Origin of the sequence: Leadbetterella sp. DM7 (genome assembly GCF_040829825.2) — a bacterium.
Lineage (GTDB): Bacteria > Bacteroidota > Bacteroidia > Cytophagales > Spirosomataceae > Leadbetterella.
In genome coordinates this window covers 14176-30181 of record NZ_JBFOLH020000015.1, presented here as the reverse complement: position 1 = coordinate 30181, position 16006 = coordinate 14176, and the positions used below count along the sequence as shown (strand labels likewise).

Here is a 16006-nt window from a genome sequence, read left to right as displayed (position 1 = left end):
CTTAAACCGCCCCCCGCAGCTGCCTCGCCCAAGAGAGGAAAATAGCGCCGGTCCGCTGGAATTAACGGGTATTCAATAACAAATTTAATTATTTATTTACATATTTTTGTAAATCCTGTCCAATATCTTTTCTGTAATACCGGTTTTTGAATTTTACTTTTTTCGCCATTTTCTGTGATTTCCGGATGGCGGAAGCCATTGTACGGCCCATCCCGGTAAGGGCAATGACGCGTCCGCCATTGGTGACGGTAACCTGGTCACGCAGGCTTGTGCCGGCATGAAAGATAACGGTATCTTTGTCTGCTTCGGGGATTTCCATGACATCTCCTTTTTGATAATCGCCGGGATAACCTCCGGCCACAACCATGGATGTTACTGCATAGCGCGGGTAAACGGCCAGGCGTATTTTATCGAGCTTACCCAGGGCAGCAGCCTGGAAGATCCGGACCAGGTCTGTTTTGATCCGGGGCATGACCACTTCTGTTTCGGGGTCGCCCATGCGAACATTGTATTCGATCACCTGTGGATTGCCTCCGTCGTTCATCAGCCCGATGAAGAGGAAGCCCACATACCGGATGCCTTCCTCTTTCAGCCCTTTCAGCGTGGGCACCACCACCTGTTCTTCTACTTTGCGGAGAAAGGCGGCGTCAGCAAACGGGACAGGCGACACTGCACCCATGCCGCCGGTGTTCAGGCCGGTGTCGCCTTCGCCTATGCGTTTGTAGTCTTTGGCTTCGGGCAGCAGGAGATAGCCGGTGCCGTCTGTCAGGATAAAAACGGAGAGCTCTATGCCCTTCAGGAACTGCTCGATCAGCACCTTGCTGCCTGCCTGGCCGAATTTCCCGCCCTGCAGCATGTCGCGGAGGGTTTCCTGAGCTTCTGATACATCTTCAGTAATGATCACTCCCTTGCCCGCTGCCAGGCCGTCGGCTTTTAATACATAAGGACCGGGATTTTCCGCGATGTATTGCAGCCCGGCCTCCAGGGTTTCCGGAGTGAAGGTATGTGAGAATGCGGTAGGGATGCCGTATTTATTCATGAACGCCTTGGAGAAGTCTTTGCTTCCCTCCAGGCGGGCACCGGCTGCGTCGGGACCAATGATCTTTACTTTTTTTAGTGACTTATCGCTGCGGAAAAAATCAACAATACCGTTCACCAGCGGGTCTTCAGGCCCTACAATCACCAGCTCTATCTGCTCGCTGAGAACCAGCTTTTTTATGCCTTCAAAGTCGTTTACTCCCAGGTTTACATTGGTGGCAATTTGCGCCGTACCGGCATTGCCCGGGGCTACAAAAAGCCGGGTACATTTCGGGCTTTGCGCCAGTTTCCAGGCAAATGCATGTTCCCTTCCGCCGGAACCTAAAACGAGGATGTTCATTCAGTCAGTTTGGTTTGAAGGGACAAAAATAGCTAAGACAGGGCTGAGATTTTACATTTGACCGCATTTTCCGGCCGGCCGGCAGTAAAAAAAGGAAGATGTATGCAACTTTTCAGCGAAGTTGATGTCTATACGTTATATAATTTCAAAAACAGGAATAAGTAAAATGAAAAAGTTAATGTTACTGATGGCGCTGCTGTCTTTGGGATATATGGATAGCCGGGCGCAAAAGAAAAGTGTAAGAAAGTATAAGGTGGAAGAGAAGGTAAGTGCTGATAACCCCGACAAGAAGATTGTCAGGATCGAGAAGGATATTGACGGGAAAGTGGAGGTCATTGAAAGGGAAGTGGATATTAAAGCCCCGCGGGCCCGGGTGTATACGTTCCGTGCTCCGGATAACCCCGAAGATACGCTGAAAGATGGTGAGCGGGTGCTGCGCTACGGTGACGGCTTCTCCTGGGAAGAGGATTTTCCGCGCTTGTCGGACCGATATAAGAGAAACCTGGACTCGTTTAAGTTCAATATGGAAGAGCTGGGGGACAGGCTAAACCGGGATTTTAGCAATTTTAACGGGAATTTTAATTTTTCGGACGGCTTTTCCCAGGTGAATGTGTTTACCAATAAGCCGGCCACTCACATCCTGAACCTGCGCTTTAAATCGTCGGAAAAAGGCCCGGTGACCATTTCTGTAGTGAACCTACAGGGAGACCTGGTGGTACGTGAGACCGTGGAGGATTTCAGCGGTGAGTATATGGGGCAGCTGAACCTGAAAGAGGGTACAAAAGGTACGTTCTTCGTGATTATTTCGCAGGGAGATAAGGGGATCAGCAGGAAGGTGAAGGTGGAGTAGGGGAAGTGAACAGATAAAAGTGAAAAACTAAAAGTGGAAAGTGAAAGGCTAAAAGTTGTTTGTGGTTTTATGGGTGAGGGGGTGATATAATACTTATCCGGCCGGGGTTAAGCGGCGCATAAGTGGAGATTGGCAGAGGTGGCGCAATCAGTGCCACCTCTGCTAAAAGGTGCTTATTTTTTACCGAAAAGCCTTGCAAAGAAGCCCCGGGTCTTTTTGGTGACTTCCTGGGCGGTCTCTTCTGCTTCTCTTGCCAGCTCAGCAGCTTTGATCTTTGCTTTTTCAAGGGCTTCGCTGGTGTCTTCTGCCAGATCGGCCAGCTTTTCAGCCGCAGCATCTTTGACTTCAGCGGCTTTGCCGGCTACTTTGGCTGCAACCTCAGAAGCATCTTCTTTCAGCTCAGAGAATTTCTCTGCAGCTGCTCCCTTGAATTCACTTGCCTTTTCAGCTACATCAGAGGCGATCTCCGCTGCTTTTTCTTTGGCATCTTCTATTTTTTCAGCGGCAGCATCTTTCAGCTCACCTGCTTTTTCAGCCGCCCCGGCGGCCAGTCCGGCAGCCATTTCTTTTGCCCCGGCCAGCTTTTCAGCCGCAGCATCTTTTAAGGCCTCTACTTTACCGGCGGCTTCAGCTGCTTTTTCAGCGGCGGCCTCTTTTACTTCTCCGGCTTTAGCCTCTGCGGCTTCAGCTGCATCCGACACGGCCTCTTTGGCTTCAGCCGCTTTCTCAGCTGCGGCTTCTTTAACTTCTTCTACCTTTTCAGCAGCTGCATCTTTGAGCTCTTCTGCTTTTGCTGCTGCGGCATCTGCGGCACCGGCAGCGGCTTCTTTGGCTTCTTCTACCTTTTCAGCTGCTGCGGCTTTCAGTTCATCTGCTTTACTTTCTGCAGCTTTTGCTGCATCGTTGGCCAGTTCTTTGGCATCATCTATGATTTTTTTCTCGTTTTCCGACATAATGTTATTTTGTTTTTTTACAAAAATAAAGAAAATCAGATCATATATTTTAATCTAATAACTTCTTTTTCAGTTAAAAAACGCCAGTTTCCCCTGGGCAGCTCTTTTTTGGTGAGCCCGGCGTACGTGGTACGGTCCAGTTGGGTAACCTCATACCCCAGGTGTTCAAAGATGCGGCGTACTACCCGGTTTTTCCCGCTGTGTATTTCTATGCCGATCACCTGCTGGTCAGGGGTGATCACCGATACCTGGTCGGGCCTGATAAAGCCGTCTTCCAGCTCAACGCCTTCTGTCAGCTTATCAAAGTCTTCGCGGCTCAGGGGCTTATCAATCTCCACCTGGTAAATTTTGCGTATTTCATTGGAAGGATGCGAGAGCTTTTCAGCCAGCTCACCATCGTTAGTGAAGAGCAAAAGCCCGGTAGTGGCCCGGTCAAGCCGGCCTACGGGGTAGATTCTTTCCGAACCGGCTTTGGCTACCAGCTCCATAACGGTGCGTCTTCCTTCCGGGTCTTCTGTGGTGGTAATGAAGTCTTTGGGCTTATTGAGAAGCACATACACCAGCTTTTCGGGGTTAAGAATCTTCCGACCGTATTTGACCACGTCGGTTACTTTAACCTGGTAGCCCATTTCGGTGATGGTCTTACCGTTTACGGTGATCTGGCCGCTTTCAATGAGGTCATCGGCTTCCCTGCGTGAGCAAAGGCCCGAGTTGGCAATATAGCGGTTCAGCCGGATAAGATCGGTTGGTTTCTTTTCGGTGGAGACCATCTTTTTCCGCTGCTTTTCGGGGAGGCTTTTGACCAGGTTTTCTTCCGAATAGTCAGGGCGGCGCTGAGGCTTTACATTTTTCCCGTATTCAAAAGAGTCTTTCTTTTTTTCGTAACGGGTGTTATCCGGCTCGGAACGCCTGCCGAATTTCCTTTTGCCCGGAAATTCGTCGTCGGAAGGAAAAGGTTTCCTGCTTTCGTAGCTGTCGCGTTTCGGTGCACTATCGCGCTGGTTGAAAGAATCGCGGCCCTCATTCCGGCGTGAACGGGGGGCAGAATCGCGGGTATAGCTCCGGTCGGACCGGAATGAACCGCGTTCTTCCCCGGAGCCGCTTTCCGGGAACCCCGGTCGGGTACGGCGGAAATCACCTTCTTTCCGGAATCCTTCGTTATCTTTCCGGGGAGCAAATTTACGATCATCGCTCCGGAATTTTCTTTCCGGGTCGTTGTATCCGGACCGGTCTTTCTGAAATCCACGCTTTTCGGAGCTGAAACCGCCTTTTTCAAAACGGGAACCGCCTTTTTCCGGTGAGAATCTTTCATTTTCGAAGCGTCTTCCCGGCTCGCCGTCTTTCCTGAAGCGGGGGGCATCATCGCGGGAACCGAAGCTGCGTTTCCCGCTGCCGGAGCTTTGCGGGGAGTCACCTTCTTTTCTGAAGCGCGAAGGGGTATCCCCGTCTTTGCGGTTAGAGAAACGGGGGGAGTCGTCGCGGAAGCTTCTTCCTGAATCTCCCTCTTTTTTATAACGGGAAGGGGCATTCTCATCCCTGTGAGAGGAGAACGGACGTTTCCCGAAGTTTCTTTCCGGGGCGCCCTCTTTTTTGTATCGGGGGGCGGTATCCCGGTCTTTTCGGGGCCGTTCAGAGCCCTTTTGGTCTTTTCTGTTCATTGCAATATCACTACTGTAAAAGTGGATGCAAAAATAGTTGATTCAGAGCGAATTGATTCGAAAAGTACCAATTATAAAAACAGATTACCAGATATTGTCGAAATCTTCCGGCTGATAGGCGTGATTCCGGGTATGGTAAACGGTATCTCCTTTGTCTTTCAGCGACAGGAAGTTTTTGCGGACAAAGATTTTCTGCAACAGGGCAAAGGGTGTCAGAAACAGGAAAAATACCAGACCCAGGATGATCCTTGTGTTTATATAACCCAATACCAGGGCTATTTTAAACCATACCCACAGGATCATATCCTGGAAAGCCGAAGAGACCAGGGAAAGTATACCTACCCCGAGCGAGATAAACAGGAAGTAATCTGTTTTAAATTTTCCCCAGAGGACGGCCTCCCTGTGATTGAATCTGAAAAGAGCGTACAGGGCCAGAAATCCTACCACGATAACGAGTATGGATTTGGTTCTGTCCTGGTTTTTCAAGGTTTCTTCTGTCATCTTGAATCAGAATAAGGTATAAATAAACGGAGCGAATGCCGAGCCTCCGCCGATTACGATCAGGATACCTACCAGTAAAAGGAGAATGATCAATGGTGCCAGCCAGAATTTTTTCCGAGCCGCCATGAATCCCCAGAGGTCTTTAAGAAATTCCATATTTTTTTGTTTTAGTCGAGTACAAATTCTTCTTTCCAGTTATCTTTTTCTTCCCATTGGGGCTGATCCTTTTTGCTGAAAAGGAAATTACCCACTACCAGGTAGTCCATTTCGGTTCTCATAAAGCACCGGTAGGCGTCATTGGGCGTCATCACAATGGGTTCTCCCCGCACGTTAAAGGAGGTATTTACCACTACCCCGGTGCCTGTAAGCTTTTTAAAGCTGGTGATCAGCTCGTGGTACCGCGGATTGGTTTCGGGATGTACCGTCTGGATCCGGGCAGAGTAGTCAATATGGGTAATGGAAGGCAGGTCGGAACGAAGATGATACAGCTTGTCTCTCAGGTTCATGCCGTCATATCCTTCGGGAAGGGGCTTCCTGATCTGTTCTGCTACCGGGTGTACCAGCAGCATGTAGGGCGATATCCCGTCGTAGTCGAAATATTCACTTACGTCTCCAGCCAGCACAGAGGGTGCAAACGGACGGAATGATTCGCGGTATTTGATCTTCAGGTTAAGCTTCTTCTGCATTTCCGGACTCCTCGGGTCTCCGAGAATGCTTCTTCCGCCCAGGGCCCTCGGGCCGAATTCCATTTTACCCTGCACCCAGCCTACCACGTTTTCGGATGCCAGCAGGCGGGCCGCTTCATCAGCCAGGTCAGTGAAATTGCTGAAATAGGTATAACGGGCATTGTATTTCCGGGCCATCAGCTCTACGTCAAGGTCACTGAAGGTGGGTCCGAGGTAAGAACCTTTCATGGCATCCATTTTGTAGCCGGTTTCACGCGGCTGGCGGTAATAGATGTAGTTGGCGGCAAGCGCAGCCCCGAGGGCGCCCCCGGCATCACCAGCAGCCGGCTGTATGAAGAGGTTCTCGAAAATGCCTGATTTTTGCAGCTTACCGTTGGATACACAGTTCAGAGCCACCCCGCCGGCCAGGCAAAGGTTTTTGCTCCCGGTCAGCTTTTTGGCTTCTTTGGCCATCAGCAGTACGGCTTCTTCCGTAATATGCTGGATGGCCAGGCCCAGGTTACAGTGCTGCTGAAGAAGCTCATCTTCGGGTTTACGGGTTTTGAAGCCGAAAAGATCTTCCCATTTTTTTTCGTTGACCATTTTGAGGCCCGTGGCATAGTCAAAGTAGTCCTGGTTCAGCCAGATAGACCCGTCTTCTTTCAACGACATAAGATGGGTCTTGATGATCCCGATGTATTTTTCAATATCCGGCGATTTCGGGTTGCCATAAGGCGCCAGGCCCATCAGCTTGTATTCGCCCGAGTTTACCCGGAAACCCAGGAAATAGGTAAAAGCCGAGTAGAGAAGCCCCAGAGAGTGCGGAAAACGCAGCTCTTTAAGAATAGTAATGTTTTCTTTCTGGCCATGGCACAGCGATACCGTGGCCCATTCGCCCACACCGTCAATGGTCAGGATGGCCGCATCTTCAAAGGGAGAGGGATAGTAGGCGCTGGCCGCATGTGAAAGGTGGTGCTCGGGAAAGAGCAGCCGGGTCTTTTTCCTGTCGTAAGCACCTATCTTATCCAGCTCTTCACGGATAAGTCGCTTCAGAAACATTTTCTCTTTGATCCATACCGGGATGGCGGTAATGAATGAGCGGAAGCCGGAAGGTGCGAAGGCGTAGTAAGTTTCAAGCAGCCGTTCAAATTTGAGCAGCGGCTTGTCGTAAAATACAATGGCATCCAGGTCTTTCAGCTCAATGCCGGTGTATTCGAGACAGAACTTTATGGCATTTGACGGAAACCCGGCATCATGCTTTTTTCGGGTAAATCTTTCTTCCTGGGCAGCAGCAATTATCTCGCCGTTTACCGTAATGGAAGCTGCGGAATCGTGATAGAAGGCGGATATTCCGAGAATTTTCATAGTTCAGTATTAAGCTTTTCTGTGAAAGCGCTGCAAATATCCTTATAAATACCCGAAAAAAAAAGTGCTGCTACCGGTGAAGGTCCGATTCTGCTATTGCTGTCAGGGAGAAATAACCCCTAGATAGCGGCCCATCCAGTAGGGGAGCAGCCAGATATCGCCGGCGCTCAGCTCAGATACTCCGTTCCCTTTTTCTTTTTCCAGGATGAACATGTTGGCGTTGTGGCGCTGCACGGGCCTTTCATCCGGAGGGAGAACCGTTTTCAGGGTTTGTCTCCGGAAATTGTCCGGTATTTTCTCAATGTCTTTCCGGTGGCTGTTCCGCACTTCCCACTGGATCAGGTCAAGCGGGTGCTCCTGAAGATACCAGATGGCATTTTCCAGGTCAAACTGCCGGGAACCCGTGAGGGCGGCAAAGAAGTTCCAGAGGCCGTCTTTTTCAGGCCTCTCGGCTTCCCAGTGGTCAAGGATACTCTCCCGGTAAGCGGCCTTCAGGGTGTCGTTGAGGGCATACCGGAAGAGTCCCCAGTAGCCCAGGAAGTACATCTCGTCATCCGAGTGATTCCAGGCTTCTGACAGCATCTGGGCGTAAGAATCGCCGCCTTCCGGGGTGACACCGATCGTTTTCATGGGCCGCATCAGGTTGTCGAGGTAACCGTGCCTGTACAGTAATTCCAGTGCTTTTGCCCGGTATTTTTCTTTGCCGGTGAAATGATAGGCGGTTTGCAGCATAGCGGTAATATTGGAAGAGTTCAGCTTGCGGTCGCCTACGTTTTCCGGGAACCCGTTTACGTACGAAGGATTCCATTTTCCCCAGAGGGTGGGTTTGCCGTCGTAATCAACCAGGTAAAGGTCATTTTTCAGGATATGGCTCATCAGGGTATCCATCAGCAGGATGGCTTTGCCGCGTATGCCGGGGTCATTCACCAGCTCGGCCAGCACACCGAATACAAACATGTGCCCGATGGCCTCGTCGCTGCTGGTGGTTGATTTCCAGCTCCATTCCGGGTCAGCGGCATTTTGCCAGCGGTTCGGATCGGCCAGCACCCTGATGTACCCGCTTCTTTCAAAAGAACGTGCCGGGAAACCGGGTACGGGATTAATGCTGTAGAGCCTTTCCATGGCATCAAGCGACTCCCGGCAGTTTTCAAGCGCCTGCTGACTGCCGGTCACCGAATACCGGAAAGCCTCGCCCGCCAGGTACATGGAGGTCCAGAGGCCGTCATTATCCGAGTCAGATAGGTAGCCGGTGGCCGGGTCTCCTTTTTCCATACCGGTAAGGGTGGCGTTAAACCCGTTCCGGATATGCCGTGAGCGTACCTGGCGATCAAAAAAATCGGCTTTTTCGGCCAGGGTCATGGGCTTGAAGTGGATCTGGCCGAGGCCTTTCCCGGTCAGGATGAGCACCGAGTTTTCCGGGCCCTTTTCTATCCGGGTGACGTCATTTGACGGCAGCCACCGTTCACCGTAATAATAGTTTATAGTGCCGTCAGATTGTACTGAGAAAGCTCCCTGGGGAGTGCCGAACCAGGCCTTATCGCCGATTACTTTTACGGCCGTAATTTCAGTGACGGGAACCCGGGTCCGGGTTTCGGACCGGCCGGAAAGGAGGTCGTATTCCAGGTATCCGTCAGAGGTGCCGATCAGCAGGGTCTGGCCGTTGGCGCTGAGGTCAAATGCCGTAAATTGCCGGCCCTGCACCACGGCGGTAAGCCGGGGCGTTGCCAGGCTGCAACGGAATACGCCGGTTTTTTTCAGCACCCAGAAGTACCCGTTATGGTAACGGATATCCAGCACGGGATCTGCCGAATGGCTTTCGTTGAAAATGACCCGGCTGTCCCGGAGAAGGGCCAGCTGCCGGCCGTCTGAAACCATAAAATTCAGCTGCTCGTCACCCGCCATCAGGCTGACCTTCGGAAACGGGGTTTTGATAAAGAGCGAACCTGCCCAGGCTTGCGAAAACAGGTGGGTTTCGTCGGCAAAAACCAGCTGACCGTTAACAAGGGCGAGCGCCCCTGTTTTTTTCTGGGCGGCGGTGCGGTAGAAGTTGTCCCGGATAAAGCTGCCCGGATAGAGGAAGTGGCCGTTAACGGGTTGCTGCAGGCCGGAGCGGGTCAGTATACGTATTGAGCCGTTCCGGTCGGAGCCTATTTTCTCCGGCGATTCACTGCTGTAGTATTTTACGCTGTAGTCCTGCATAAAGGGGGTATCGTAATGTACCGGCTGCTGGCCGGATACCCCCGCTGAAAAGAGTATAAAAGCGATAAAAATAAGACGGTTCATAAGGTTATCGGGTTAAGCTTTCCGGTTTTATCTGAACATGTTTGATGGTCTTCCGGCCACTTTCCGGGTGGTAGGAATAGGTAATATGAATAAGGCCGTTAGCCGACTGGATCACGCAGGGGTAGGAGTATCCGCCTTTTTCCTGGTCTTCCAGCCGGTATTTTCGTTTCCAGGTTTTCCCTTCATCGTCCGATACATAGAGGCTCAGGCGGGTGCGTCCGCCGTTTATATCGTTGCCCACAAACAGCCAGAGCCCGTTTTGCAATACCAGGGTTTCTACCGAAGCCGTATTGGGGATGTCTGTTTTTACCGAGGGGGTCCAGCTTTGTCCCTGGTCGGCTGATTCGCTGTAATGCACACGGTTCGGGTAATCGCCGCTATCGCGCAGGTAGGCCACCAGGGTACCGTCTTTTTTCTTTGCCAGCGCCGGTTGAATGGGCCCGCGGCCTACCAGGGGGCTGCCGGGCCTCCAGGTTTTCCCGTCGTCGTCTGAGAGGGCCATCAGGCTGAGGTTGTAGCCGTCAGAATAGAGGGGCAGCACGATCCGGTTACCGGGCAGCAACAGGGGCTTGATCCGGGTCATCCACCCGAAGCTCCTTTTTGCGGCATCGCGGGCTGCTTCGGTGATCATGCCGTCGTAAGAAGGGGCATATTCGGCCCAGCCATGACCGGTAGGAGGCAGCATTTTGAGCTTGTTTTCTACTTCCCGGGCAAAATCGTCGCCCGGTTTCAGCAGGATGTCGTCCTGCCAGGTCCAGCGCGGGGCACCTTCACCCCGGTAGTCGGTGGTGGTACGTACCCGTAGTACGGCGCTCTCCCAGCGGTTGGCCTGTACGGCTATCCACACCAGGTACAGCTCCCCGGCGTGGTTCAGGAACAGCACCGGGTTACAGTCGGGAATATGAGGGGTGTCTGCCAGGAGGAAAGGAGCTGACCATTTCCCGTTTTTAAAGCGGGCTCCCATAATGCGCACGTCATCGGCCGTTCTTTCTCCGCTACCCTGGAACCAGGCCGCCAGCAAATCACCGCCGGGCAATTCTACGATAGAACTGCTGTGAACGTGTTCCTGCTGAAGAGGGAAAAGCAAGGTTTCGGCTTCCTTTTTGAGGGCCTGGGCATATAATCCGCCACCCAGTAACATCAGTAAGATAAACGTTTTTATCATTTCAAAGGGATGGTTTTGTTCCCGATATAGATAATGGCTATGGCGGTGATAAACATGATGATGCTGTAAATGGCTGAAGGGATAGACATGGTGGCATTGTGGAGGAGGGTGGTAGCGATGGCGATCCCCAAGGTGCCGTTTTGTATGCCCGATTCGATCGATATGGTCAGGCTCTGCCGGAAAGAAAGCCGGATCAGCCGGGCCAGCAGGAAGCTGATGCCCAGTGTGAACACATTGAGCAGGAGCGCCGCCGGGCCGGCCAGTCTGAAGAATTCAGCCAGGTTATCTTTTTCCTTATATAAGGCCGAAATAATGATCAGCACGAGGAAGAGTGCCGATAAAAGTTTAAAGGTTTTCTGGGACTTTTCCGCAAAAGCGGGAAATTTCTGCTTCAGAAACATACCGATGGCCACAGGCACCGCTATGATAAACAGTACCGTAAGAATAGTTCTGAACAGGGGCAGCAGCTCCGATCCGCCTTCGGGCATAAAGTGGCTGATGGAGTAGTTGACCACGAAAGGAATGGTGAAGATGGTGACCATGCTGGAAAAGACCGTCAGGGTAATGGCCAGTGCGGTATCTCCTTTTGACAGATGCGTAATGAGGTTAGAGGTGGGGCCGGCAGGACAGGAGGCGAGGATCATCAGACCCACCGCCAGCTCCAGCCTGAGATTAAGCAGGCTGATCACCAGCCACGCAATGAGTGGAAGCAGCACTACATGGAAGAGGATACCCAGCGCTATGGCTTTTGGGTACAGGATTACCCGCTTAAAGTCATCGATCACAAGTGTAAGCCCCATGCCCATCATGATGATAGCCAGCGCCAGCGGAAGAAATACCTGGGTTATGATGTTTGCATCCATAGTTGAAAGAAAGGTTTTAAGAGTATCACTTCTTTTTACGGGATATGGACTAGCGCATAGTGCATTTTTTTGACGTTGCTTACACTGTACAGCATAAGCCATCAGGAAGAATGCAACTTTCCGATGTTATGATAATATTAAAAAATGTACAAATATTATTAAAATATGAATATTTACGGAGTTTGCGCAATTTGAGGATTATTTTACGCATTTTGCAAATATTGTGTTGCCGGATTGTTTTAGTTTTACTCTTAAATACTTGACAACGGGCAGGTTTGAGAACGGTAAATACTTCTAATCCTAAAAAGCATTATAGAATGGAGAAGGCAAAATTTTTTCAGGAGCAAAAAATTGGCGATGAGGAATTCAGGAAACTATACGAACGCTATTACCGGCCCGGGCTTACTTTTTTGGTTTCTATTGTCAAGAGCAGGGAGGATGCAGAGAATATGCTTCAGGATGTCTTCATGAAGCTATGGCTGAGGAAGGAAAAGCTGGCGTTTGACACCGGTCTCCAGGCCTATATATTTGCCAGTCTCCGGAATATCGCTTTCGATTTTCTGAAAAAGCTGGAACGGGAAGAGCAGGTGCGGAAGAGCTTTTTTGAGCAGATGGCTGAAGGAGACGATGTCATGGACGAGACGATGGTTTCAGCGGTATCCGGGGCCGTTGAAAAGCTCACGGAGAAACGCAGGATGATTCTCCGGCTCAATATTGAAGAGGGGAAATCGTACCAGGAGATCGCTGAAATTATGCGTATTTCGAAGAATACGGTAAAAAACCAGCTGATCAAAGCCAAGCAGCACCTTAAAAATACCCTGGAGTACCCGCTGGCCATACAATAATCTTCTAAAAAACAGGAGGAAGCGAATAGTCCTTTTTACAGCATAGGGAGTAGTAAGAGAATAAAACTCTAAAGATCCTATGAAAGAAAGTTCTAACCGAATAAGGATGCTTCTCTTCTGTGTATTTCTGCTGGCCGGCATGGGCGCCATGGCTCAGGGCAGAACCGTTAAGGGTAAAGTAACATCCTCTGACGACTCCGGCGGCCTGCCGGGAGTTAACGTGATCCAGAAGAATACCAACCGTGGGGTAACCACGGATCAGAACGGGAACTACAGCATAGAAGTGACCGGGAACGATGCGGTGCTGGTATTTACATTTGTGGGCTATGAGCGCCGCGAAGCGGCGGTCGGGAACCGTAGCGTGGTGGATATGATCCTTATCCCGGACGAGAACAGCCTGAGTGAGGTAGTGGTGACCGCCCTGGGAATAAAGCGGTCAGAGCGCTCGCTGGGGTATTCTGTAGGTAAAGTGGAAGGAAAAGAACTTAACCGGGTGGTGCAGGAGAACGTGCTGAACAGCCTGGCCGGTAAGGTGTCGGGGGTGACCATCAACTCTACGGGCGGAACGGGCTCTTCGGTAAGCATGGTTATCCGGGGCGCCAATTCGCTGAACAGCGATAACCAGCCTTTGTTTGTTATTGACGGGGTGCCTATTGCCAATACGCTGAATAACGTAAGTGCCGGTGGTAACGATAACCGGGTTGACTTCGGTAATGCCATCAGCAGCCTTAACCCCGATGATATTGAGAATATTTCTATCCTTAAAGGGCCCAGCGCAGCAGCCCTGTACGGTTCAAGAGCAGGTAACGGCGTGGTGCTCATTACCACCCGCAGCGGTGCCAATGTGAACAAAATGACCGTATCGGTCAATAGCAGCACGGTCTTTGACCAGCCCTATAAATTCCTGAAATGGCAGACCCAGTTCGGTTCAGGCCAGTTCTCCGCCATTCCGCCCGATATTTCCGGTAACCCGCTCACCAACCCGTTTGGCAAGCTGGTGGAGGAGAATGTAGACGGAACCTACGGTGCGGCACTGGACAAAGGCTATGAAGAAGTACAATGGAACAGCCCTATCGGGCCTAACGGGAAACCCATGAAGATGCCGCTGGTATCGCATAAAGATAATGTGAAGAACTTTGTGCAAACGGGTATCACCACTACCAACGGTATTTCGATAGCCAATAATACGGGTGGATACAATTACCGCCTGTCTTATTCCAATATGTGGAACCGCGGAATTGTGCCCAATTCAGACCTGTTCAGGAATACGATCAACCTGAACACCTCCATCAAAGTAACCAATGCCATCCGCCTGAGCTCAGTGATCGATTTCAGCCGGAATAATTCGAATAACCGCCCGGCGGGTAACCGGGGAGCTAACCCCCTTCAGTGGGCATACAATGTGTCGCCGCATACCGATATCCGGGATCTGCGCGATTACTGGATGCCCGGCCAGGAAGGCCTTCAGCAGCGGTCGCAGTATGCGGGAGTATACAATAACCCTTATTTTCTGGCGTATGAGGTTAATAATGCCTTTGTGCGCGACAGGATTTACGGAAACATAAGGGCCGATTACCAGATCACCCCTGATTTCAGTGTTTTTGCCCGTTATTCATTGGATAAGCTGGATGAAAGAAGAGACCTGAAAGTAGCCAACAGCTATACCAACGACCCGAAGGGAGCGTATGCGCTGATCAATATCGGTAACTTCGAGGAAAACATAGATTTCCTGGCTACCTATAAGAAAGACATTTCAGATTTCAGCCTGTCGGTATCGGCCGGGGGAAACAGCCGATACCAGAAAGGCACGAATGTCAACAACGCCACCAAAGGCGGGACCGGGCTGATTGTACCGGGTATTTACAACATTCAGAATATAGCACCGGCTAACCTGGATTATTCCAGCACCTGGTTCCAGCGGGCGATTTATAGTGTTTACGGACTGGCCAATTTCGGGTTTAAAGATATGGTATTCCTGGATGTTACCGCCCGGAACGACTGGTCATCTACCCTACCGGTTGAAAACCGCTCGTATTTTTATCCTTCGGCTTCACTGAGTGTCCTGGCCAATGAGTTTATACCGCTGCCCAAAGCCGTAAGCCTGCTCAAATTACGAGGCGGTGTGGCCCAGGTAGGTAATGATGCCAACCCGTATAACCTGCTGGGCACCCTGAACAATAAGGGGGCCTGGGACGGTATACCGCGGCTGACCACGCCCAATACCCTGCTGATCCCGGATCTGAAGCCGGAAATCGTAACCTCTTATGAGGGTGGGCTGGACCTTAACCTGTTCACCAACCGCCTGCGGATGGCCGCTACCTATTATATCGTAGAGAACCGGAACCAGATTCTCAGCGCCAAGCTGCCACCTTCGTCGGGATACATCACGAAAAACGTGAATGCCGGTTTGCTGACCAGCAAAGGCTGGGAGCTGAGCCTGGGCGGAACACCGGTTTCCAATAAAAACTTCCGCTGGGATATCAATGCCAACTGGACCCGCAACCGGACCCGCATTGTGGAGCTTTCGGATGAGCTGCCCTATTATACCCTATGGACGGATGCCCGGGGAGGTGCCTGGACGTACGTAGGGGATGAGATCGGCGATATTTATGATGCGGAGGTTGTGACCGTCAAAGACCCGAATTCAAAATATTATGGGTATCCTATCCTGGATGCTACCGGGAAATGGCAGTCGATCGATGCCATCAATACCAAGAACAAGATCGGGAATTTCAACCCGAAATTTGTTATGGGATTGCAGACCAGCCTGAATTATAAGGGAATAAGCCTGAATATGTCTTTTGACTGGCGAAACGGGGGTGATTTTGTGTCGCAAACCTATCGTTACGGAGAAGAGAACGGACGCTCGCAGCTCTTCCTGGATAAGCTGATCAACCCGAACGGGCTTGAAGGCCAGGCCCTGAGCGATTACCTGGTAGCCAACAAGGAGACGATGATCTGGATCAACGGAAATGTTTTCCCGCTGGTAGGTGGTCCTACACCGGATTATAACGGCTATCCGTTCAAATACGGACCGTACACGCTTCCGCACGGCGGGGTTTTTGTGCCGGGTGTGATTGAAACAGGGAAAGATGACCAGGGCAACCCGGTTTACAAAGAAAACCTGGGCGGTCCGGGAACCGCCGTACTGCCGTTTGCCGGCGCTACCACCTGGTCGTTCACCCGGGCCTTCCTGTATGACGCTTCCTACATTAAGCTGAGAGAGATCTCGCTGGGCTATGATCTTCCGTCGGGCCTGGTGAAGCGCTGGGGCATGCAGAATGTGAATTTTGCGGTGTACAGCCGGAATATCATTCTCTGGACCAAGGCCAAGATCAACATTGATCCTGAAATGGCCTATCAGCTGGAATCAAGTGTGCAGGGGGGAGTTTCCCAGTTTAAGCAGGGAATCGAGCGTTATAACGTAACACCCTGGGTTATGCCGATAGGTTTCCGTTTAGGTATTACATTTTAATTGTT

At 51.1% G+C, this 16006-nt stretch carries 12 protein-coding genes; 3 read left to right on the top strand and 9 right to left on the bottom strand.

Going from position 1 to position 16006, the window contains the following annotated elements; translation table 11 throughout:
- Positions 1-88: 88 nt before the first annotated feature.
- Positions 89-1378 carry a phosphoribosylamine--glycine ligase gene (purD, locus tag AB2U10_RS15305; protein ID WP_367915762.1) on the bottom strand — a complete coding sequence of 430 codons (1290 nt, stop codon included), beginning with the start codon at positions 1376-1378 and terminating at the stop codon, positions 89-91.
- A gap of 166 nt (positions 1379-1544) precedes the next feature.
- Here purD and AB2U10_RS15300 point away from each other — a divergent pair, with 166 nt between their 5' ends.
- Positions 1545-2228, top strand: a complete 684-nt coding sequence (locus AB2U10_RS15300) for a T9SS type A sorting domain-containing protein (protein ID WP_367915763.1) — start codon at positions 1545-1547, stop codon at positions 2226-2228.
- 173 nt (positions 2229-2401) lie between these two features.
- Here the strand turns inward: AB2U10_RS15300 and AB2U10_RS15295 are convergent, their stop codons facing one another.
- The 8 genes from AB2U10_RS15295 to AB2U10_RS15260 form a co-directional block, all read right to left on the bottom strand.
- Positions 2402-3181 (bottom strand): hypothetical protein, encoded by a 780-nt coding sequence (locus AB2U10_RS15295; RefSeq protein ID WP_367915764.1) that lies wholly within the window; start codon positions 3179-3181, stop codon positions 2402-2404.
- A 35-nt stretch (positions 3182-3216) separates the two neighbouring features.
- Complete coding sequence (locus AB2U10_RS15290) at positions 3217-4839, bottom strand: pseudouridine synthase (RefSeq protein ID WP_367915765.1); 1623 nt, start codon at positions 4837-4839, stop codon at positions 3217-3219.
- A gap of 84 nt (positions 4840-4923) precedes the next feature.
- The gene (locus tag AB2U10_RS15285) at positions 4924-5340 is read right to left on the bottom strand and encodes an SxtJ family membrane protein (RefSeq protein ID WP_367915766.1); all 417 of its coding nucleotides are present in this window, start codon (positions 5338-5340) and stop codon (positions 4924-4926) included.
- Positions 5341-5346: 6 nt separating this feature from the next.
- Positions 5347-5496 (bottom strand): DUF5989 family protein, encoded by a 150-nt coding sequence (locus AB2U10_RS15280; RefSeq protein ID WP_367915767.1) that lies wholly within the window; start codon positions 5494-5496, stop codon positions 5347-5349.
- Positions 5497-5507: 11 nt separating this feature from the next.
- A complete protein-coding gene (locus tag AB2U10_RS15275; RefSeq protein WP_367915768.1) occupies positions 5508-7370 on the bottom strand; it encodes a carbamoyltransferase family protein in 1863 nt (620 codons plus the stop codon).
- A 102-nt stretch (positions 7371-7472) separates the two neighbouring features.
- Positions 7473-9653, bottom strand: a complete 2181-nt coding sequence (locus AB2U10_RS15270) for a hypothetical protein (RefSeq protein ID WP_367915769.1) — start codon at positions 9651-9653, stop codon at positions 7473-7475.
- Positions 9654-9657: 4 nt separating this feature from the next.
- On the bottom strand, positions 9658-10818 hold the full coding sequence (locus tag AB2U10_RS15265; RefSeq protein ID WP_367915770.1) for a sialidase family protein: 1161 nt from the start codon (positions 10816-10818) through the stop codon (positions 9658-9660).
- Positions 10815-11681: a bile acid:sodium symporter family protein gene (locus AB2U10_RS15260; RefSeq protein WP_367915771.1), complete on the bottom strand. Its 867-nt coding sequence runs from the start codon at positions 11679-11681 to the stop codon at positions 10815-10817. Before AB2U10_RS15260 ends, AB2U10_RS15265 begins: the two co-directional genes overlap by 4 nt.
- A 317-nt stretch (positions 11682-11998) precedes the next feature.
- On the opposite strand from AB2U10_RS15260, the gene AB2U10_RS15255 reads away from it, so the two are divergent.
- Both AB2U10_RS15255 and AB2U10_RS15250 read left to right on the top strand, forming a co-directional pair.
- Positions 11999-12526 (top strand): RNA polymerase sigma factor, encoded by a 528-nt coding sequence (locus AB2U10_RS15255; protein ID WP_367915772.1) that lies wholly within the window; start codon positions 11999-12001, stop codon positions 12524-12526.
- A gap of 106 nt (positions 12527-12632) precedes the next feature.
- Positions 12633-16001: a SusC/RagA family TonB-linked outer membrane protein gene (locus AB2U10_RS15250; protein ID WP_367915773.1), complete on the top strand. Its 3369-nt coding sequence runs from the start codon at positions 12633-12635 to the stop codon at positions 15999-16001.
- Positions 16002-16006 lie beyond the last annotated feature (5 nt).